Origin of the sequence: Natronomonas aquatica, from assembly GCF_024449025.1 — an archaeon.
Taxonomy (GTDB): domain Archaea; phylum Halobacteriota; class Halobacteria; order Halobacteriales; family Haloarculaceae; genus Natronomonas; species Natronomonas aquatica.
The window spans coordinates 31,756-51,255 of record NZ_JAHLKM010000008.1 but is presented as its reverse complement, the minus strand read 5'-3'; the positions used below and the strand labels follow the sequence as shown (position 1 = coordinate 51,255).

Genomic DNA, 19,500 nt, shown 5'->3' with positions numbered 1-19,500 from the left:
GCCGCCGCGCGGAGTTTCTCCTCGATCTCCGCCCAGCCGCGCCACTTGTCCGAAAGCGAGATCGTACAGAAGTCGTTCGACAGCGGCGCGCCGAGGTTCGCCGCCCCGCCCAGCGCCGCCGTCACGCCCGGGACGATCTCGATCGGCACGTCGTCGGCGTCCTCCTCGTCGGCCATCAGAAAGACGAGATCGCTCTTGCCGTAGACGTTCGGATCGCCGCCCGAGACGTGGGCGATGTCCTGGCCCGCTCTGACGCGCTCGAAGGCCTCCCGCGTCAACTCGACCTGCTGGCCCATCGAGGAGCGGACGATCTCCTGGTCGGTCCCGTCGGGTCGGGTCAGGACCGTCCCGTCGGTCCAGCTTTCGGGGCGGGCGGCGGTGACGCTCCCGCCGTCGGCGGCGGGTTCCGGGGGGATCGTCCCGTCCTTCCGGAGGAACTCCTGATAGAGGTTCGAGGCGATGACACAGTCGGCCGTCTCGATGACGTCCTTCGCGCGCTGGGTCATCGCGTGGGGGAGTCCGGGGCCGATCCCGACGACGTAGAGGGTGCCGTACTCCTCGGGGGGCTGTTCGTCGGCCATTACCGTCCCACCGCCACGGTGACCGCCTCGTCGAAGCGCTCTTTCTCTCGGGCCAGTTCGTGCTCGCGGCCGCCGGCGATGGCCGACGCCTCGGCGATCCCCGGCCAGCCGATCAGTTCCTTCGACCGCGAGGGCGTCGGCCCCTCGTGGTCGAAAAGCGTCTCCTTCTCGAAGAGGACGACCCCCGCCCCGATCTCCCTGGCGGCTTCATAGAGGCCCTCCTCGCTCTCCTTTCGGGTCGCGGTGGCGACGAACTCCACGTCCGAGAAGTCCAAACCGAGATCATCGAGTGCGGCCTCCCAGGCGTCCAGCACCTGTCCTTTCTCGACGCCGCTGACGGTGCCCGTCCCGAGGACGACCCCCTCGTCGTTCCGCTTCATCACGGTCACGTCGTCGCCGACCAGCACGGCGCGGGGGCCATCGAGGCGTTCGACGACGTCGAGGTCGTCGTTCAGGACGGCGAGGTTCGTCGCGACCGTCGAATCGCCGTTGACGACGTGGGCGTCCAGCGCCTTCGCTTTCGATTCGATCCCCTGTTTGCCCGCCGCCTCGGAGGCGGTCGTCATCGCCGGCACCGCCCCCAGTTGCGAGAGGTCGTGGGCGACCTGGTTGGCGCCGTGGTGGCCGCCGGTCAGCGGGATCGCCCACGTCAGCTCCTCGTCGATCACGACGACGGCGGGGTCCTCCCACTTGTCGTCGAGCAGCCCGGCCGTCTTCCGCATCGCGATGCCGGAGGCCATCAGTCCGACGAAACAATCGTACTCGCCCCAGTGTTCCTCGAAGACGTCGCCGTGATACTCGAGGATGTCTATCGCGACGTACTCGTCGGCCAGTTCCTCGCGGATCTCCTCGGCGACGGGCAGCTTCCGCTCGAAGCTGATGATCGCGATCTCCTCGGCGACTTCGCCGTCGGAGTCGGGCGTCGAGCAGTGGCCGCCGCCCGTGTCGTTTTCCTCGTCGGTTCCGGTGTCGGCGTCGTTGTCGGTGTTCGTGTCAGTGCTCATGGTTTCGGTTTCAATCGTCGGATGCGCTCTCGCTCTCGCTCTCGCTTCTGTTCGCCCACTCGCCGTACAGATACGACCGCTCGTAGCCGGCGCCCGCGGCGGCGTCGCCGATCAACACCATCGCCGAGGCCCGATAGCCCGCCGCTTCGAGCTTCCCGCCGATCGTCTCGACTGTCCCCTCGATGATGTCCTCGTCGGGCCAGGAGGCGTGATAGACGACCGTCACCGGCGTGTCGGGGTCGGCCCCCGACTCCAGCAGTCGGTCCATCGTGTCCGCGACCGCGTGGGTGCCGAGATACAGACAGGTCGTCACGTCGCCCATCCCGACGAACTCGGCGATGTGGTCGTCCTCGGCATCGAGCGTCTTGCCCTGCGGGCGGGTGAACGCGACGTGATTCGCGGTTTCGTTAAGGGTCAACTGCGTCCGGAGCGTCGCACTCGCGGCGAAGGCCGAGGTGACGCCGGGAACGAGATACGTGGGGACGCCCTCGTGTTCCAGGGCGTCCATCTGTTCTAAGGCGGCCCCGTAGATCGCCGGGTCGCCGCTGTGGAGCCGGACGACCTCGCGGCCCGCCTCGTAGGCGTCCCGCATCAGGGGTATCAGCTCCTCGAGGTCCTTGCCGACGCTGTTGACCAACTCGGCATGATCGCAGTAGGCCGAAAGCAGTTCGCTGTTGACCAGAGAGCCGGCGTGAACGACCAGATCGGCCGCCTCGAGGGCCTCCTTGCCGGCGACGGTCAAGAGACGGGGGTGGCCCGGCCCCGCGCCGATGAAGGGGATCCCCTCCTGTTCGTCCCCGGCGGCGTGCTCGTAGACCCGATCGTCGCGCTCGTGGGCGTGTTTCTCGCGCTGGGCGTCGATCGCCGTCTGTGGGTCGGTGTCGTCGTTTTGCTTTTCGCTCATTGTTCTGTCGTGTCCCCGTCGGCGTCGCGATAAGCCTCGCCGTCGCCCGCGGATTCGGCGGCCGCGAGCTGTTCGGCGATCTGTCCGCCGTCGGCGGTCGTCTCCTCGCCGAAGGCCGCCGTCGCGGGCTCCTCGCCGGCGTCGGGTTTCTCGGCGTAGGCGACGGTGTAGTAGTCCCGCTCGGCCAGTTCCGACGGATCGTCGGTGACGACCGTCTCTTGGCCCTCCATGAACAGCCGCCGGCCGTAGGTCACCTCGTAGCCCGCCTCGATCAGCCCCTCGTGAGTCGCCGGGACGTCCGTCACTTTGAAAAGAACGAGCCGGTCGGGGCCGACTGGGGCCGCCCCGCCATCGGCTTCCCGGAGGACGAGTTCCGAACCGGCCGTGATCTCGACGTCGAAAGCCGTCGCGAAGGCCGTCACCGTCGAGACACCCGGGATCACTTCGAGGTCGACCTCGGGGTGGAACCGATCGAGCGTCCGGCACAGGTGCCCGAACGTCGAGTAGACGTTCGGATCGCCGAGCGTGACGAAGGCCGCCGTTCCGCCTTTCGCCGTCGGCGCGATTTCGGCGGCGGCGGCCTTCCAGGCGCGTCTGAGCTTTTCTTCGTCGCGCGTCATCGGGAAATCGAGATCGCCCAGCTGGTCCTCGTCGACGTACTCGCCGGCGACGGCGCGGGAGAGCCGGCCGGGCGTGTAGACCACGTCGGCGGACTCGAGTATCTCCCGGCCTCTGACCGTGATCAGCCCGGCGTCGCCGGGGCCGAGCCCGACGCCGTACAGCGTCACGCCGCTCCCCCCGAGATGACGTACACCGGGTTGTCGGAGTCGAAACTCGTCGCGCCGGCGAGTTCATAGCCCGTCGAGACCTGCATCTGGACGATCTCCTCGAAGAGCTCGCGCTCGCGGAACGCCCGGACGGCGTCGCCGGCCACCTCGAGCCGCGAGACGTTCATCACGACCCGGTCGATGCCGGTTTCGGCGGCGTGATCGAGCACCCCAGCGTAGTTCCGCGAACCGCCCAGAAACAGCGCGTCGGCGTCGTCGGGCAACGCGTCGGGGGCCTCCCCCTCGATCAGCTCGACGCCCTCGATCCCGTTTGCTGCGAGGTTTTTCCGTGTCGTCTCCAGCCGCTCGGGCTTGCGCTCGATCGCCGTCACGCGGCCGGCCGCCCGGGCGGCCTCGATCGTGACCGCGCCGGTACAGGAGCCGACCTCGACGAAGTGATCGGCGTCGGTCAACTCGAGCTTCCCGAGCGTGACCGACCGGACCTCGGGCTTCGTCGGCCCGGCCCTGGCGTCGTGTGGAAGCGCTATGCGTGCCATGCCGTAACAACTGAACCCGGGCGTAAAACAATTGTGCTTGATTTAAGACAACTGAGGTTTATCGGATCGAACTTTTATTTAAATGTCTGTCCGAGTTTCCGGGCGCGTTCATAGGCCTCGTCTTCGCTTCCAACCGACGAGCGAGCGATCCGTCCGGGGACGAATTCCCGTCCACAGCCCTCCGGCGGCGGACAGACGTACTGGACCTTCCAACCGGTCGGCTCCGGTTTGAGTCCGTAGAACAGCGGCGAACCACAGTCCCGACAGCGCGCCTCTGGGTTCTTCCTCGCTAGCATCACGCGGGCACTTCCCCCGTTTTTATTGATAAACGTCGCCACCACCGTCGCATACTTTTATACTGACGACGGGACATCGACACCTAATGGCATACGACGGGCCGGCTGTCTTTCTCGCCCCCTACGGGAACGCCGCTGCACAGGAGAACTTCCGGCGGACCGTCCGCGATGGGCTCTCCGAATCCGAGGTTGTCCCCCACTCGGATGCGTATCCGTCCGGCGAGACCGTCCGGATGTGGGGGACGAAGGAGACGGTTGCGGGAACGTGGCGGAAGATCGACCCCGGCGACTACCTCCTGTTTTATAACGACGGGCAGTACGATCACGCCGCCGAAGTGATCTCCACCGAACAGAACGAACCGCTCGGCCGCGAGATCTGGCCGAACCACGAGGAAGGAAAGCCGTGGGTCTGTATCATCTACTTAAAACGTCCGATCGAGACGGAAATCGACTCGGCCGAGATCCACGACCTCGCAGGCCACGACATCGATTACGTCATGGGTTTCAGCCCGCTGAACGAGATGGGGATCGGCGGGATCCGTGGCCGGTACGGCTCCGTCGAGAACCTGATTCACGGCGAATCCCCCGTCCACGAACGATCAACCCCGGACACGGGATCGGAGCCGGACATCCATGCGACCCCGACAGTCGATATTTCCAGTTCAGTCTTCGACTCGCTTTATTTCCCCGACGGGCAACTCGAGGAGCTAACCGAACAGATAAACGCCGCGCTGAACGCGGGCAAGCACCTGGTGTTCACCGGGCCGCCGGGGACCGGAAAGACCGAGATCGCCCGACTTCTGTGTTCGCATCTAGTCTCCGAGTTCCCGGCTATTTATACAGGCCAGCAGCTGACGACGGCGACGGCCGACTGGTCGACGTTCGAAACGGTCGGCGGCTACATGCCCGGCGAAGCCGAGGGCGAGAACCTCTCGTTCGAGCCGGGGCAGGTCCTCCGACGGTTCAAAAAGGACGAAGGCCAGCGAAACGAACTGCTCGTCATCGACGAGATCAACCGCGCCGACATCGACAAGTCGTTCGGCCAGCTCTTTACCCTCCTGTCGGGACAGGCGGTCCAGTTGCCCTACAGACGCGACGGTGAGGAGATCGAGATCGTCCCCGCGTCCGGTTTCGAGGGAAGTCTCGAATCCCACCGCTACGTCGTCCCCGAATCGTGGCGTATCTTCGCGACGATGAACTCCTACGACAAGACCTCGCTGTACGAACTCTCGTATGCGTTCATGCGACGCTTCGCGTTCGTCCACGTCGACGCGCCGGAGGTTCCCGCCGACCGGGAGGCAAGCGGCGAGTTGGTCCGATCGTACGCCGACGTGTGGGGGATCGACGCCGATGCCGCGACACTCCGGGACGTGGGCGAGATCTGGTTCGCCGTCAACGCGACGGAAGACGGTCGGGATATCGGCCCCGCGATCGTCGGGGACGTCCTCTCACACGTCAGCGGTCGGAACACCGACCGCCGGGTAGCTCTCACCGGCGCAGTCGCTAGCTACGCGTTTCCGCAACTGGAGGGTGTCCCGAACCGGAGCCGCATCGTCTCCCGGATCGCCGAGACCGGGACCGTTGACCGCGCCCGGCTGTATCGGCTGGCCGGGGACGTACTCGGTGTGGCCGTCGATGGATAGAGACGAACTCGTCGCCGGGCTGTCGAGGGACATCCTGGCGTACGTGATGCACGGCTCGTTCCCCGAGAGCCACGTGGCAAGCGAACTCAAACCCGACGGTCTCGACGAACGCTTCGACGACTACGGGACGCTCGTTCGGCTCCACTTCATCCTCAAACCGGACGTCGTCGCGTTCGTCGAGGCACTGCCGGAGCGCCTCCGGAGCGTCAGGACGGGGACCGAGACCACACGGACGGTTTCGCGTGGCACCGTCGATGGGCGGGTCGACTGGCCGGCGACGGTGAAACGGCGATACTCGAGGAATCCCCACGACAGTACGCTGTTCGTCTGTGAGGACCGCTCGGAGAGCTACGATATCGCCGAGAACCTCGTTCTCAAACGACTGCTCGCGGTGATTTATACGACGCTGGAGGACTGTGCGGAATACCTTCGGGCCGACTACGAATGGGTCACCGACCGGTGGCGAGATAACCTCGAGTTGGTCGACGTTATGCGCCGGATGTTCGAACGGAACGTCCACGTCAAACGCATCCGCGATCCGGAGACATACGAACCGACCGAACGGATGCTCCGACGGGCTGAAAACGCCCGAACACCCCTATATACCGAGGCAGCTGCGCTCCTCCGGTTCTACCGAGAGAGCCGCCAAGCCGATCCCGACGCGGTCGCCGAACTGCTCGAGGAGACGGCGATCACGCCGGACGACGAGGAGACTCTTCTGGAGTTGTACGTCCTCTTTCGGTTCGTTTCGGCGATCGAATCGCTACGGGAGGATTCGTTCACCGTCTCGACGATCGCCACCGATTCACAGGCAGTCGCCCGGATGGTCGACGAGGAGGCCGAAATCACGCTGTATCACGACAACTCCGCGAGCGACCGGGGGCTGTCGTTCATCCCCGAAAACATCCAAAAGGACAGAGCCGACCTCACCCGAAGCGAGATGGTCCAGCGTGAAACCCGGGAAGTGCTTTCGACGTACTTCGAGGACGAGAGATTCCGTCGCGTCACCGGTCGCCCCGACGTGATCGTTCTCGAGGTCGATACAGATGATCGTCGAGAGTATCTCATCACCGAGATCAAGAACTCGACGAACCCGGAGACGATCCGGTCGGGGATCAAAGAGACGCTCGAATATTTGGCGTTCCTCCGTGACGGTGGAGAGTTCGTTTTCGAGGACGACTCGGCGTATTTCGGCTCCGGCTGGAACGGCCTGCTCGTCGTTCAGGACATCGAGGAAAGCGAGACAGCACCACTCGACAAACAGCGCTCGATCAGGATCCTACAGGCGTCGGAAGTCGAAACAGAGCTTCGGACGATACTGGAGTCCGTCGTTAGCTAACCGAACACTTCGTCCCCGTCGCCGTCGAGGAGGCCGGCGGCTTCGCCGAGTTCCGGGAGACGGCGACGAAGACCAACTCGCTCGTCGATCGACTTCGAAAGCTGACACTGCCCGCCGTCGGGGACGTTCGGGAGGGGCTGAAGAGCTATCTGCAGACGAAATCGAGGGCAGAGGAACTGGAGGGAAAGATCGAGCGCACCGACGATCTGATCGACGAGATCGTCTACGAACTGTACGGATTGACCGACGAGGAAATCGAGATCGTCGAGGAGGCGGTCGAAAAGCAGCGTCCGCGAGGGAGCGACGCGACCGAGCGGTTGACCGAACGTGACCGAAGGGAACGGTCGGCCTTTTTCATCGACGTTTTTCAAGGAGTGGTTCCCGCAGCGAGCGAGGAAACCCGACGCAGAAAAAGGTCGAGACGCGAATTTAAATACGAGAGGATACAAACGAGGGGGTGTGACCGAAATCGTTCGTGGTCCCGAACACAGCGACGGAGCCCCCGCTATCGGGGGGACAGGGATTCGCATCTGGAACATCGCGAGCGCCTACGAGCACAGCGGCTACTCGCCCGACGAGATCGTCGAACTGTATCCCGCGCTGTCGCTTTCTGACGTCCACACGGCGCTTGCCTATTACTACGAGCATATCGAGGAATCCCGGAACCGGGACGACGCCGAATCCGCCGAACGGCCCGCATGACCGACACTCCAACGCCCCCCGAGGAGCCCTACGACGTCGGCGACCGCGTCCGGGTCCGACTCGCCGACGAGGACGCAGAGAGCCCTTTCGAAGAGACGGTCGGCCGGGTGGTTCACGTCTTCGCCGACGATTCCGATCCCGACCCCGACCCGGAAACCGACCCCGATCCCGATCGGGAACTGGCACGCGCCGCCTACCGCCTCGAGGACGCCGAAAGCGGGGAGACGCTCCCGGTGGTCTTCCGGCACCGGGATCTGGTTTCGACCGACGAGTAGTCGCGGCCACCGATCACTCGAACCCGCTGACGAGCGTCACGACCCACTGGGCGGGATCGCCCCGGTCGCGGATCTCGATCCGCTCGACCCACTTGACCCACTGAAACCCCCGGCGTCCGGGCGCGACGAGGCGTGCCGGCGCGCCGTGGCCGTGGGTGAGCGCTTCGCCGCCGACGTGGGTCGCGAGCAATGCCTCGCGTGCCTCCGCGGTCGGCAGCGACCACCGGTAGCCGGTCACGGAGACGAACCGGACGTGGGTCGCCCGATCCTCGATCCCCGCCGCATCGAGCAGTCTGCCGATGCGGACGCCGCCCCACTCCTGAACGGTGTACCACCCGCTCGTACAGTCGAGAAGTGCCTCCTCGGTCGTTTCGGGCTCCCGGAGGAGAGCGTCGTACCCGATCGAAAGCGGCGTTTCGACGAGCCCCTCGACGGTCAGCGTGTACTCGCCGGGGACGACCGGCTCGGGATCGTCGGCGACCCACATCGTCACCGGGAAGGAACCGTTACCCGACCCCTCGGTCGGTTTCGAGCCGGTGAACCGCCGATTCGCACCCGCCACGCCGGCGGCGCGAGCGAGGCCGTCCCCGATCCGGGCGACGAGCCCGCCGGCCGCGAGCAGGCCGAAGTACTTCAGCGCGGTTCGGCGCTCGGCGATATCGCGCCGCCGGGGAAGCCGGAACCGCGTCGTCATGTGGGCGAAAACGAACGGGATCAAAAGCAAGCCGAGACCGACGTGAACCGCGAGAAGCGGCCAGACGGCGACCCAGACCAGCCCGACGACCCCCCAGACGACCCCGGTCGCAAGCGTCGCGACGGCGACGACCCCGGTCGCGACCGACAGCGCTGTCGATGGCTGGCGCCGGTCGGGATCCGTGAGCCGGTCCCGGACGCGGACCAGCTTGAAAACGAGCAAGACCGAAAGCGCGAGCCCGACGGCACGGTGCGCCCACAGCCACAGCCACCCGAAGCCGTCGGGCCGACCGACCGTGAACGAGTACAGTCCGGACCCGACCGCAAAGAGGACACAGCCGAGTATCGACCAGTCGACGGCCCGCGGCGGCGGCGCGTACCGGAGAATTCGATCGTCGACGCTGGTCATATCGGGTCGTCTCGGGCGGCGCTATTCGATCTCGTCTTCGAGTTCGATGTCGCTGCTCTCGATGTCGCCGCTCTCGATGTCGGCGCTCTCCATCTCCAGATCCAGATCGACGTCGCCGTTCCCGGCCGCCAACTCCTCGATGCTGTCGATCCCGAGCATCTCGCGGGTCCCCTCGTCGAACTCCAGCGACTCCAGCCCGGAACCGCCCCCGACGTCGCCGCCGGTGAGGTGTTCGCCGTACCGGCCCAGAAGGGAGGTGAGCTCCTGCGGGAGGACGAACGTCGTCGATTCGCCTTGCCCGATCGTCTCCAGGGACTCCATCCCGCGTTCGATGATGGCGCGTTCGCCCATCGACTCGGCGGATTTCGCCCGCAGCACCGTCGAGATGGCCTCGCCCTGCGCTTCGAGGACGCTCGCCTGCTTTTCACCTTGCGCCTCGAGGATGTTCGCCTGCTTGTCGCCCTCGGCCTTCTCGATCGCCGAGCGACGCTCGCCCTGCGCCTCGAGGATCATCGCCCGCCGCTTGCGCTCGGCGGAGGTCTGCTGTTCCATCGCCCGCTGGACGTCGGGTGAGGGGTTTACTTCCCGGACCTCGACGGCCTCGACGCGGACGCCCCACTCGTCGGTCGGCCCCTCCAGTTCGTGCCGGATGCGGCGGTTGATCTTCTCGCGTTTCGAGAGCGTCTCGTCGAGTTCCATATCACCCAGCACGGCCCGCAGCGTCGTCTGGGCGAGGTTCGAGGTCGCGGTCCGGTAGTCGTCGACCTCCAGGAAGGCCCGCTTTGCGTCCATCACCTTGATGTAGACGACGGCGTCGGCGGTCACCGGCGAGTTGTCCTCGGTGATCGCCTCCTGGCGGGGCACGTCGAGCGTCTGGGTCCGCATATCGAAGGGGTAGGTCTTCGAGACGAACGGCGGGACGAAGTGCAATCCCGGCTCCAGGAGTTCCCGGTACTCGCCGAAGACTGTCAGCGCCTCCTTCTCGTAGGCCTCGACGATCTTGACGGCGCTGTAGACGGCGGCGACGGCGACGAAAAGCAGCGCCAGCCCGGCGACCGTGAGCGGGTCGAGTTCGACCGCGCCGAACCAGACCGCTACGCCGACCGCAAGGAGGGCAAAGAGGACGACCGACACACGCGTCGAGAGCCCGGAACTCTTGCGGCCGAGTTCGCGGGCGGCGCTGTCTGACATACTCTCCCATTAGGTCTCACGCTACTTGAACCCCGTCGCTGGGATGGAAAGGGGTCTTATCCCGGCGACGCAGTCTATAATGTATTATGATTCTATATAAACTGTTTTGTATTCGAAGTGAGCACCACTGTATATACCATGCAGGAGGGACGATCGACGTCGTTTGCCGATCCCTCGGTTTCCTTAGACGACGCTCCACGGGAGATGGCCCGGAAGATCTGCCAGGGGTTCCTCGCACACGATCGCGGCGAGAGGGAAGCGGCGCTGGATGCCTTCGAGTTCGTCGACGCACTGCAGTTTCGAAACAGTACCCCGGAGGACGTCCGACTGGCCGCCGACGCCCTCGTCGGGGCGCTGTGGGCGAAAGACGACCTCGAGTTGCGGTACCTGCGGGACGGGACGCTGGATCGGGACGGACTCGCCGACGCCGACTGGAGCTCCGTTCGGCGGAAGTTCAGAGAACGGGCGGCCGCCCTCGGGATCGACGGGGAGTACGCGAGGTTCAAGACCGAGGCGTGGCGGCGACACAAGACGGGCGGGGACTACTGGACGCCGTTTCAGCGGGCCCAGCTGCTGGAGCTCCGGACCGCCCTCGGGGACCCGGCCTACCCCGGCAAACCGAAGGAGGGCCGGTCGGGCGCGGGGCCCGAGGCGCTCAGGTACGCCCTGGCCGTCGAGCTCCACGACATGCACACGCGCCGCCACTGGGAGCAGGCGGAGGAAGCGATGGTCCCGTACTTCGAACGTATCGTCGCCCACCACACCAATGAGTGAACACGAGCGGGAACGGCCGGAGTCGGACGTCGAGTTGGTCACCGAACAGCCCACGACCGACCCGGTGACGATTCTCGCGGTCGACGACGACGGATCCCTGCTCGATCTGACGGCGACGTTTCTCGAGCGGGAGCGCGATCGCTTCGAGGTCCTGACGAGAACCCGGGCCGACAAGGCGGCCTCGGAGCTGTCGACGGGGGAGATCGACGTCGACGCCATCGTCAGCGATTACGACATGCCCCCCATGAACGGGCTGGAGTTCCTCGAGGAGGTGCGGGAGCAGTACCCCGAGATACCCTTCATCCTCTTTACCGGCAAAGGGAGCGAAGAGATCGCGAGCCGCGCCATCTCGGCGGGCGTGACGGACTACCTGCAGAAGGAAACCGGATCGAGCCAGTACTCGGTGCTGGCGAACCGACTGCTCCATGCAGTCGAGAAGTACCGCACGCGGCGGGAACTGGAACGCTCCGAACGGAAGTTCAGCAAGCTCGTCGAGAACTCCTCGGATTTCATCTCGATCGTCTCGGCGGAGGGCCGCTTCGAGTACGTCTCGCCGTGTGAACACATCATCGGCTACCCCCGCGGGAAGCTGATCGGCGATTCGGTGTTCAACTACGTCCACCCCGGGGACCGAAAGGAGGTGATGGAGACGTTCTTCGAGGCCGTCGAGGACCCCGAGATGGACCCGGTCGTCGAGTTCCGGCTCAACAGTTCCGACGACCGAGAGCGGGTCATCGAATCCCGGGGGACGAACCTGCTGGACGACGAGATCGTCTCCGGGTTCGTGGTCAACACCCGTGAGATAACGGCCCTGAAGGCGCGCGAGCGGGACCTCAAACGGCGGAACGAACAGCTCGAGAACATCAGGGATCTGATCACCCACGACGTGCGGAACCCGATCACCGTCGCCCTCAGCTCGATCGAACTCCACCGGGAGACCGGCGAGGGGTCCCACATCGAGACGGTCGAGAGGGCGCTCAATCGGATCGACACGCTCGTCGACCAGACGAACGTGCTGGCCGAACAGCCGGGACAGATCGAGCCGACCGGTATCGTCTCACTCGAGGACATCGTCCGGTCGGCCTGGAGCGTCGTCGAAACACCCGGAGCGACGCTCCGGATCGAGGACTCCAGGCGGCTCGAAGCCGACGCCGACCGCCTGAAACAGCTCTTCGAGAACCTGCTCGACAACGCCGTCGAACACGGCTCGAGGGGCGACCGGGCGGGTCCCGACGAGGAGGTTACGTGTACCACCGGGACGCTGGCGGACGGGATCTACTTCGAGGACGACGGGGCGGGGATCCCCGAACCCGACCGCGAGTTGGTCTTCGATTCCGGATACACGACCGACGAGGAGGGTGCGGGCCTCGGGTTGACCATCGCCGAACGGATCGCGACCGGCCACGGCTGGGAGATCGAGGTCACGGAGGGGACCGACGGCGGGGCGCGCTTCGAGATCACCGGCATCAGCTTCCGGCCGGCCGTCTACGAGTAGGCGGCTCTGCCATCGTCGTGCAGGACGGATCAGAGCGCCTCCTCGATCGTCCGGGCGGTCGCACGGCCGACGCCCTCGACCGCCTCGAGTTCTTCGCGGGAGGCCGCCCGGAGCCCCGCGAGGCTGCCGAACCGCCCGAGGAGCCGACGCCGCAGTTCGGGGCCGACGCCCTCGACGTCGTCCAGCGGCGTCGAGACGGTATCACGGACGGTCCGGTGGTACTGGACGGCAAAGCGGTGGGCCTCGTCGCGGACGCGCTGGAGGAGGTGCAAGGCGGGATCGTCGTCGTCCCAATCGTGAACGCCGTCGGGGGTGACGACCCGTTCTTCGGACTTCGCGAGCGCGACCGCGGGGACCGACCAGCCCGTCTCGGCGAGCCCATCCCGGGCGGCGGTGAGTTGGCCCTCGCCGCCGTCGATGACGAGTAGATCGGGATCGGGCCGGTCGTCCCGACCCTCGATCGCCCGGCGGGCGCGCCACCGGAGGAGGGCCCGCATGTTCGCGTAATCGTCGTTCGTCTCCTCGAGTTTCTTCCGGCGGTAGCCGGATTTTTCCGGCGAGCCGTCGACGAAAACGACGTCGCTGCCGACGACGGCCTCGCCGCCGGCGTGGCTCACGTCGAACCCCTCGATCCGGTCGGGGCGGTCGATCCCGAGCCGTCGGGCGAGTTCGGCCGTGCCGTCGGCCGCGCCGGCGCTCCGGCGGGCGTTCTTCAACGCGAGATCGACCAGCGTCGCCTCCCGGCCCGCGCCCGGGACCCGGACGGCGACGCCCTCGCCTTCGAGCCACCGATCGAGTTCCGGGTCGTCGTACCGCTCGGGGAGAAGCAACGCGTCCGGCAGCGGCCGGTCGGCGTAAAACTGCGGGATGAACGCCGAAAGCACCGCCCCGATACGGCTTTCGCCGTCGGGGGCCTCGAGGCGGTGCCGCTGGCGATCGACCAGTTTGCCGTTTTCGCTGTGGAGTCTGGCGACGGTCGCCGATCCGCCCTCCGTGGCGACCCCGAGAACGTCGACGAGTTCCTCCCGGCGGCCGGCGACGGCCTCGCCGCCGCCCTCATGGAAGGACTCGACCGCCTCGAGTCGATCCCGGAGGGCGGCCGCCCGCTCGAAGGCCTCCGCTTCGGCGGCGACCTCCATCTCCCGGCGGAGCGGTCCCGCGAGCGCGCCCGTCTCGCCCTCCAGAAACCGGATCGCCGACTCGACGTCCTCGGCGTAGTCCTCGGGGGTGATTTCGCCGGTACAGGGGGCGCTACACAGCCCCATCTCGTAGTCGAGGCAGGGGCGGTCCCGACCCGCGTACTTGTGGTCCGAACAGCCCCGGAGCCCGTAGACCGAACGGATCGCCTTGAGGACGGTCTCGACGCGGCCCTTGTCGGTGAAGGGACCGAAGACCGTCGCGCCCTCGGGCGGGTCGCGCGTGACCTCGATCCGCGGGGCGTCGTGATCGGTGACGGCAACGAGCGGGTAGGACTTGTCGTCCTTCAGCCGGACGTTGTACCGGGGGCGGTGCCGCTTTATCAGGTTCGCCTCCAGGAGCAACGCCTGCGTCTCGGTGTCCGTGACCGCGAAGTCGATCCGGTCGGCGCGTTCGACCATCCGGCGGATCCGCTCGCTCCGGGGGTCGGTGTAGGACCGGACCCGCTTGCGGAGGTCGACCGCCTTGCCGACGTACAGCACCCGGTCGTCGGTCTCGAACCGGTAGATTCCGGGCGCTTTCGGGAGTTCGCTGGCCCGGTCTGTGACCGCGGCCGCGTCCATATCCGGGACTCGGAGCGCAAGGAGTATCAGCGTGACGCGTTCGCCCCGGAGCCGTTCCGAGGGGGCCGGAAGACGGCGGGGCCGGAGCAGGGGAAGAGGTATGTCCGGGGAGGCCGATCCCGAAACGATGGCCGAAACCGAACGCCTCTGGCTCGTCGAGCGCGATTACGGCGACGAGTCGCTCGTCGAGCTCGTCTACGCCACCCCCGACGGGTCTGGCCGTCTGGTGAAACACTTCAGCGTCCAGTTGCTCCGGGCGAAGGAGATCACCGCCGCGATCGACGTCGACCCGGAGAAAGTCGAGCCGATCGAGGACGAACCCACGCGGGAACGGTACGCGTCCGAGGTCGAACGCGTCCGCGAGTCACACGATCCCGACGAGACGATCTGAGTGCCGGTCGGATCCTCAAGGCCTATAATGCGTCGGGCGGAAGCCGCATACAATATGGCCGCCATCGAACTGGACGGCGTCGAGAAGTCCTTCGGCGACGTGCGCGCGCTCCGTGGCGTCGACCTCGAAGTCGAAGAGGGCGAAATATTCGGGTTTCTCGGCCCCAACGGCGCCGGAAAGTCGACGACGATCAACGTCCTGCTTGATTTCGTCCGGCCGGACGCAGGCTCGGTCCGCGTGCTCGGACGCGACGCCCGCGAAGAGAGCGTCGCCGTCCGGGAACGGACCGGCGTCCTCCCCGAGGGATTCGACATCTACGACCGCCTGACGGCACGCGAACACGTCGCCTTCGCCATCGATTCGAAGGGCACCGACGACGCCCCTTACCCCGTTTTAGAACGGGTCGGGCTACAGGACGCCGCGGAACGGAAGGCCGGCGGGTTCTCGACGGGGATGCGACAGCGGCTCGCGTTGGCGATGGCGCTGGTCGGCGAACCCGAGCTTTTGATCCTCGATGAGCCCTCCTCGGGGCTGGACCCCAACGGCGCCCGCGAACTCCGCGAGATCGTCAACCAGGAGGCCGACGACGGCACGACCGTCTTCTTTTCGAGTCACATCCTCGGGCAGGTCGAGGCCGTCTGTGATCGGGTCGGCATCATCCGCGAGGGCGAACTCGTCGCCGTCGACACCATCGAGGGGCTCCGCGAGAACGTCGGCGGCGGCTCGACGCTCGTCGTCGAGGTCGATTCGGTGCCCGAGGACGCCGCCCACCACCTCAAGAGCCTCGATGGCGTCTCGGAGGTGACGATCGAGGGCACGACGCTCCGGATCACCTGCGAGGACGACATGAAGATGGACGCGATCCAGGAACTCGAAGCGCAGGGGGCCGAGGTCTCGGACTTCTCGACGGAGGAGGCGCCCCTGGAGGATCTCTTTGCGGCCTACACGGGGGAGGAAGCATGAGCTGGCAGGCCGTCGCCGAGAAGGACTTCCGGGACGCGATCCGCTCGCGGCTGTTGGTCGTGTTGACGGTGCTTTTCGCGCTGTTTTCGGCCGGCGCCGCCTATGTCGTCACGGAAATCGATCCGCCACAGCAGGCGGCCTTTACCGGTGAAGTGACGACGTTTCTGCTCATCGTCGGGCTGTTGCAAGCGACGGCGGTGTTCATCCCGATCGTCGCCATCGCGGCCGCCTACCGATCGCTGGCGGGCGAACGCGAAAGCGGCAGCCTGAAGCTCCTGTTGTCGCTGCCGAACGGCCGCCTCGACGTCGTCGTCGGGAAGTTCCTCGGGCGAGCCGGGGTCGTCGCCGTCGCGCTCTTCGTCGGCTTCGCAGTCGGGATCGTCGTCACGGCCTCGCTGGCCGACGCCTTCTCGGCGCCGGAATATCTCGCGTTCGTCGGCGTCTCGCTGCTTTTTGCGTTCGTCTTCGTCGCGATCGCCGTCGGCGTCTCGGCGTTTACCGCCTCCACGTCGCGGGCGGCCTACGGCTCCTTCGGGCTGTTCGTGGTCTTTCAGTTCCTGTGGGGCGTGTTGGCCCAGGGGATCGCCTACGCCGCGAACGGTTTCTCCTTTGAGGGCATAGAGCAGGGGGATACGATCTTCAACCTCTTTCAGCTCATCCAGATCCTCAGCCCGACGACCGCCTACCAGCAGGGCGCCCGGTGGGTGATCCGACTCATCGCCGAGGAACAGGAGGCCCAGCAGGCCGCGGCCGACGCCCCCTTCTTCCTCGAGGACTGGTTCGGATTCGTCGTGTTGGCGTTCTGGATCGTCGTCCCGTTGGCCGCCGGCTACCTCCGGTTCGAAGCCTCCGATCTGTAGGTCGGGACGTTCCCGCTCTTTTCCCCGTTTCCCCGCTGTCATCCCACCCGAAACAGCCGTCTGCTCGCCGTCGAACAGCCGTCTGACAACAGTTTCACCCTGCTCCCCTCGTGTGGTTTCACTTCCACTCCGCATGCATGGGTTTTATTATGTTACCGACCCCTCTTTCGGTTGCACACGCTCCTTCCCTTCTGTTCCAACCGCTCGCCCAGCGGCCGCGTCGGAAGGCATACCACACACCGTCCGGTAGGGTGGGTATGCTCGAACTCGCCGACGTGAGAGCGGCCCGCAGGCGGGTCGCCGGGACGGCCCGCGAGACACCTCTGGAACGGTCGACGACGTTCTCCGAACGGACCGGCGCAGACGTCCGGCTCAAACTGGAACACCTCCAGCGGACCGGCGCGTTCAAGATCCGCGGGGCGACGAACAAGATCGCACTCTTAGACGAGGCCGAACGCAAGGCGGGCGTCGTCGCTGCCAGCGCCGGCAACCACGCCCAAGGGGTCGCCCTGGCGGCGACGAAGGCCGGCGTCGACTCGACGATCGTCATGCCCGAATACGCCCCGATCTCGAAGATCGACGCCACCCGATCGTACGGCGCCGAGGTAGTGCTCCACGGGGTCGATTACGATACGGCCGCCGAGCGCGCCCACGAGATCGAACGCGAGGAGGGCCGCGTATACGTCCACGCCTTCGACGACCCGGCCGTGATGGCCGGCCAGGGGACGATCGGGCTGGAGATCGCAGAACAGTGCCCCGAGGTCGACACCGTCGCCGTTCCGATCGGCGGCGGCGGGCTCATCGCCGGGATCGCGACCGCGATCAAGGCGTTGACCGACGCCAGGGTCGTCGGTGTCCAGGCCGAGGGGGCCGCAAGCGCCGCCGAATCGCTGCGTCGGGGCGAGATCGTCGAACGGGACTCGGTCGATACCATCGCCGACGGGATCGCCACCCGGAAGATCGGCGAGAATACCTTCGAGGTGATACGCGAGCGCGTCGACGAGATCGTCACGGTCTCGGACGCCGAGATCGCAAACGCCCTGACCTCGCTTCTGGAGCGTTCGAAGACGCTCGTCGAGGGGGCCGGCGCCGTCCCGCTGGCGGCGGTTATCGAGGAGCGTTTCGCGTACGACGACGGCGAGACGATCGTTCCCACCCTCTGTGGCGGCAACATCGATCTGAACGTCCTCACGACGGTCATCACCCGGGGGCTGGTCGAACGCGGGCGGTTCCTCCGGATCAGGACGGTGCTGAAGGACCGACCCGGCGCGCTCGAAGAACTCGTCGAGTTGTTGACCGAACACCGGACGAACATCTACGCCATCGAACACGATCGGGCCTCGAAGGACATCGCGGTCAACGCCGCCGAGGTCGAACTCGACCTCGAAACGCGGGGTCACGAACACGTCGCGGAGCTGATCGAGACGCTAGAATCACACGGCTACGAGGTCAACGTCCGAGTGTAACGGCAGGGAGAGGGGAGTATCGACGCCTACAGGAACCGGAACGTCTCGAGGTTCTTCGGCGCGAACGTCCGCATGTTGAAGTCGTGATACAGCGCCGAAGAGAGGTCCTGCACCGACGATTCGTCGCCGTGTACACAGAGCACCTTCTCGGGGCGGGGGTTCATCGTGCGGACGAAGTTCATCAACCCCTGTCGGTCGGCGTGTCCGGAGAACCCATCGACCGTCTCGACGTTCATGTTCAGCGTGAGGGTGCCCCGATCCGAGGCACGGTCGTTCATCGGGATCTCATCCCAGCCGTTCTGGATCCGGCGGCCGAGCGTCCCCTGGGCCTGGTAGCCGACGAAGACGAGCGAGGAGTCGGACTCGGCGCCGACGTGGGTGAGCCACGACATGATCGGCCCGCCCTCGATCATCCCCGACGTCGAGAGGACGATACAGGGACCGCCGTCGGCGATCTCCTGGCGTTCGTCCTCGCCGCCGTCGATGTGGTTGAACTGGTCGGCGAGGAAGGGGTTCTCGTCGTCGTGGAAGATCCGGTCCCGGAGGTCGTCACGGAGGTACTCGGGGTAGGTCGTGTGGATCGCCGTCGCCTCCCAGATCATCCCGTCGAGGTGTACCGGCACCTCCGGAATCTCGCCCTTCCGCATCGCCTCCTCCAAGACGAGCATGATCTCTTGGGAGCGGCCGACGGCGAAGGCCGGGATCAGCACCTTCCCGCCGTCGGTGGTCGTCTCGCGGATGACCTCCTTGAGTTTCTCCTCGGAGTCTTCCTGGTCGGTCTGGTAGTCGTTGCGACCGCCGTAGGTCGACTCCATGACGAGCGTCTCGACGCGGGGGAAGTCGTTGACGGCGCCGTTGAAAAGGCGGGTGTCGTCGTAGTGGATATCACCGGAGAAGGCGACGTTGTAGAGGCCGTCGCCGACGTGGAAGTGGGTGACCGCCGAGCCGAGGATGTGGCCGGCGTTGTGGAACGTGATCTTCAGGTCCGGCGCGATGTCGGTCACGTCGCCGTATTCGAGGGGTATGGTGTGTTTGATCGCCTCCCGGACCTGCGCGGACTCGTAGGGGGGCGTCCGACCCTCCTTGGCCGCGACGTCCAGATAATCCAGCGTCAGAAGGCCCATGAGATCGCGGGTCGGTTCGGTACAGTAGATCGGACCGTCGTAGCCGTACTTGAACAAAAGCGGGACGAGCGCGGAGTGATCGAGGTGGGCGTGGGTCAACACGACCGCATCGAGGTTCGAGGCGCCGGCGCCCAGCGCCTCGGGCACCTGCAGGTAGGGGACTTCCCCCTCCGCGCCGGGTTTGTCGCCACAGTCGATGAGCACGCGCGTCTCGGGGGTGTTGAGGATGAAGGCGGCCCGGCCGACCTCCCGACAGCAGCCGAGCGTCGTGATCCGGACCCACTCGTCGTCGGACATCTCCTCGCG

20 protein-coding genes and 1 pseudogene are annotated in these 19,500 nt (G+C 66.2%); 11 read left to right on the top strand and 10 right to left on the bottom strand.

Annotated features, from left to right (window positions below; all coding sequences use genetic code 11):
• From KM295_RS08345 to KM295_RS08320, 6 genes are all read right to left on the bottom strand, one after another.
• Positions 1 to 581 (bottom strand): precorrin-3B C(17)-methyltransferase (locus KM295_RS08345; RefSeq protein ID WP_256029492.1); only part of this gene is annotated, 581 nt, incomplete at its 3' end.
• Positions 581 to 1,585, bottom strand: coding sequence for a cobalt-precorrin 5A hydrolase (gene cbiG / locus KM295_RS08340; protein WP_256029491.1), 1,005 nt, complete (start codon positions 1,583 to 1,585; stop codon positions 581 to 583). The genes KM295_RS08345 and cbiG, both read right to left, overlap by 1 nt.
• 10 nt (positions 1,586 to 1,595) lie before the next feature.
• On the bottom strand, positions 1,596 to 2,489 hold the full coding sequence (locus KM295_RS08335; RefSeq protein WP_256029490.1) for a cobalt-precorrin-4/precorrin-4 C(11)-methyltransferase: 894 nt from the start codon (positions 2,487 to 2,489) through the stop codon (positions 1,596 to 1,598).
• Positions 2,486 to 3,277, bottom strand: a complete 792-nt coding sequence (locus tag KM295_RS08330) for a cobalt-factor II C(20)-methyltransferase (protein WP_256029489.1) — start codon at positions 3,275 to 3,277, stop codon at positions 2,486 to 2,488. The genes KM295_RS08335 and KM295_RS08330 overlap by 4 nt, the downstream gene beginning before the upstream one ends.
• Positions 3,274 to 3,813 (bottom strand): precorrin-6Y C5,15-methyltransferase (decarboxylating) subunit CbiT, encoded by a 540-nt coding sequence (gene cbiT, locus KM295_RS08325; RefSeq protein WP_256029488.1) that lies wholly within the window; start codon positions 3,811 to 3,813, stop codon positions 3,274 to 3,276. The genes KM295_RS08330 and cbiT overlap by 4 nt, the downstream gene beginning before the upstream one ends.
• A gap of 74 nt (positions 3,814 to 3,887) precedes the next feature.
• Positions 3,888 to 4,109 carry a hypothetical protein gene (locus tag KM295_RS08320; RefSeq protein WP_256029487.1) on the bottom strand — a complete coding sequence of 74 codons (222 nt, stop codon included), beginning with the start codon at positions 4,107 to 4,109 and terminating at the stop codon, positions 3,888 to 3,890.
• Between the two features lie 86 nt (positions 4,110 to 4,195).
• Here KM295_RS08320 and KM295_RS08315 point away from each other — a divergent pair, with 86 nt between their 5' ends.
• The 5 genes and pseudogenes from KM295_RS08315 to KM295_RS08295 all read left to right on the top strand — a co-directional run bounded on the left by KM295_RS08315 (position 4,196) and on the right by KM295_RS08295 (position 8,068).
• Positions 4,196 to 5,752, top strand: a complete 1,557-nt coding sequence (locus KM295_RS08315; RefSeq protein WP_256029486.1) for an AAA family ATPase — start codon at positions 4,196 to 4,198, stop codon at positions 5,750 to 5,752.
• Complete coding sequence (locus KM295_RS08310; RefSeq protein WP_256029485.1) at positions 5,745 to 7,091, top strand: hypothetical protein; 1,347 nt, start codon at positions 5,745 to 5,747, stop codon at positions 7,089 to 7,091. The genes KM295_RS08315 and KM295_RS08310 overlap by 8 nt, the downstream gene beginning before the upstream one ends.
• Positions 7,088 to 7,372, top strand: a pseudogene (locus KM295_RS17040) (restriction endonuclease); the annotation flags it as partial. The gene KM295_RS08310 and the pseudogene KM295_RS17040, both read left to right, overlap by 4 nt.
• 178 nt (positions 7,373 to 7,550) lie before the next feature.
• The gene (locus KM295_RS08300) at positions 7,551 to 7,793 is read left to right on the top strand and encodes a DUF433 domain-containing protein (RefSeq protein ID WP_256029483.1); all 243 of its coding nucleotides are present in this window, start codon (positions 7,551 to 7,553) and stop codon (positions 7,791 to 7,793) included.
• On the top strand, positions 7,790 to 8,068 hold the full coding sequence (locus KM295_RS08295) for a DUF8139 family protein (RefSeq protein ID WP_256029482.1): 279 nt from the start codon (positions 7,790 to 7,792) through the stop codon (positions 8,066 to 8,068). The genes KM295_RS08300 and KM295_RS08295 overlap by 4 nt, the downstream gene beginning before the upstream one ends.
• 13 nt (positions 8,069 to 8,081) lie before the next feature.
• On the opposite strand, the gene KM295_RS08290 is transcribed toward KM295_RS08295, so the two are convergent.
• Both KM295_RS08290 and KM295_RS08285 read right to left on the bottom strand, forming a co-directional pair.
• Positions 8,082 to 9,170 carry a molybdopterin-dependent oxidoreductase gene (locus KM295_RS08290; RefSeq protein ID WP_256029481.1) on the bottom strand — a complete coding sequence of 363 codons (1,089 nt, stop codon included), beginning with the start codon at positions 9,168 to 9,170 and terminating at the stop codon, positions 8,082 to 8,084.
• 21 nt (positions 9,171 to 9,191) lie between these two features.
• Complete coding sequence (locus tag KM295_RS08285; RefSeq protein WP_256029480.1) at positions 9,192 to 10,361, bottom strand: SPFH domain-containing protein; 1,170 nt, start codon at positions 10,359 to 10,361, stop codon at positions 9,192 to 9,194.
• Between the two features lie 138 nt (positions 10,362 to 10,499).
• Between KM295_RS08285 and KM295_RS08280 the strand changes: the two genes are divergently transcribed.
• Both KM295_RS08280 and KM295_RS08275 read left to right on the top strand, forming a co-directional pair.
• Positions 10,500 to 11,135: a hypothetical protein gene (locus KM295_RS08280; RefSeq protein ID WP_256029479.1), complete on the top strand. Its 636-nt coding sequence runs from the start codon at positions 10,500 to 10,502 to the stop codon at positions 11,133 to 11,135.
• Positions 11,128 to 12,630: a response regulator gene (locus tag KM295_RS08275; RefSeq protein ID WP_256029478.1), complete on the top strand. Its 1,503-nt coding sequence runs from the start codon at positions 11,128 to 11,130 to the stop codon at positions 12,628 to 12,630. Before KM295_RS08280 ends, KM295_RS08275 begins: the two co-directional genes overlap by 8 nt.
• A gap of 29 nt (positions 12,631 to 12,659) precedes the next feature.
• On the opposite strand, the gene KM295_RS08270 is transcribed toward KM295_RS08275, so the two are convergent.
• Positions 12,660 to 14,390: an excinuclease ABC subunit C gene (locus KM295_RS08270; RefSeq protein ID WP_256029477.1), complete on the bottom strand. Its 1,731-nt coding sequence runs from the start codon at positions 14,388 to 14,390 to the stop codon at positions 12,660 to 12,662.
• A 100-nt stretch (positions 14,391 to 14,490) separates the two neighbouring features.
• Here KM295_RS08270 and KM295_RS08265 point away from each other — a divergent pair, with 100 nt between their 5' ends.
• From KM295_RS08265 to ilvA, 4 genes are all read left to right on the top strand, one after another.
• On the top strand, positions 14,491 to 14,781 hold the full coding sequence (locus KM295_RS08265; RefSeq protein ID WP_256029476.1) for a DUF7967 family protein: 291 nt from the start codon (positions 14,491 to 14,493) through the stop codon (positions 14,779 to 14,781).
• Between the two features lie 54 nt (positions 14,782 to 14,835).
• Positions 14,836 to 15,744, top strand: a complete 909-nt coding sequence (locus tag KM295_RS08260; protein ID WP_256029475.1) for an ABC transporter ATP-binding protein — start codon at positions 14,836 to 14,838, stop codon at positions 15,742 to 15,744.
• The gene (locus tag KM295_RS08255; RefSeq protein WP_256029474.1) at positions 15,741 to 16,604 is read left to right on the top strand and encodes an ABC transporter permease; all 864 of its coding nucleotides are present in this window, start codon (positions 15,741 to 15,743) and stop codon (positions 16,602 to 16,604) included. Before KM295_RS08260 ends, KM295_RS08255 begins: the two co-directional genes overlap by 4 nt.
• Before the next feature lie 257 nt (positions 16,605 to 16,861).
• Entirely contained in the window at positions 16,862 to 18,070 is a 1,209-nt protein-coding gene (gene ilvA, locus KM295_RS08250; protein WP_256029473.1) for a threonine ammonia-lyase, read from the top strand.
• A gap of 26 nt (positions 18,071 to 18,096) precedes the next feature.
• On the opposite strand, the gene KM295_RS08245 is transcribed toward ilvA, so the two are convergent.
• Positions 18,097 to 19,500: beta-CASP ribonuclease aCPSF1 (locus tag KM295_RS08245; protein ID WP_256029472.1), on the bottom strand; the 1,404-nt coding region annotated here is incomplete at its 5' end.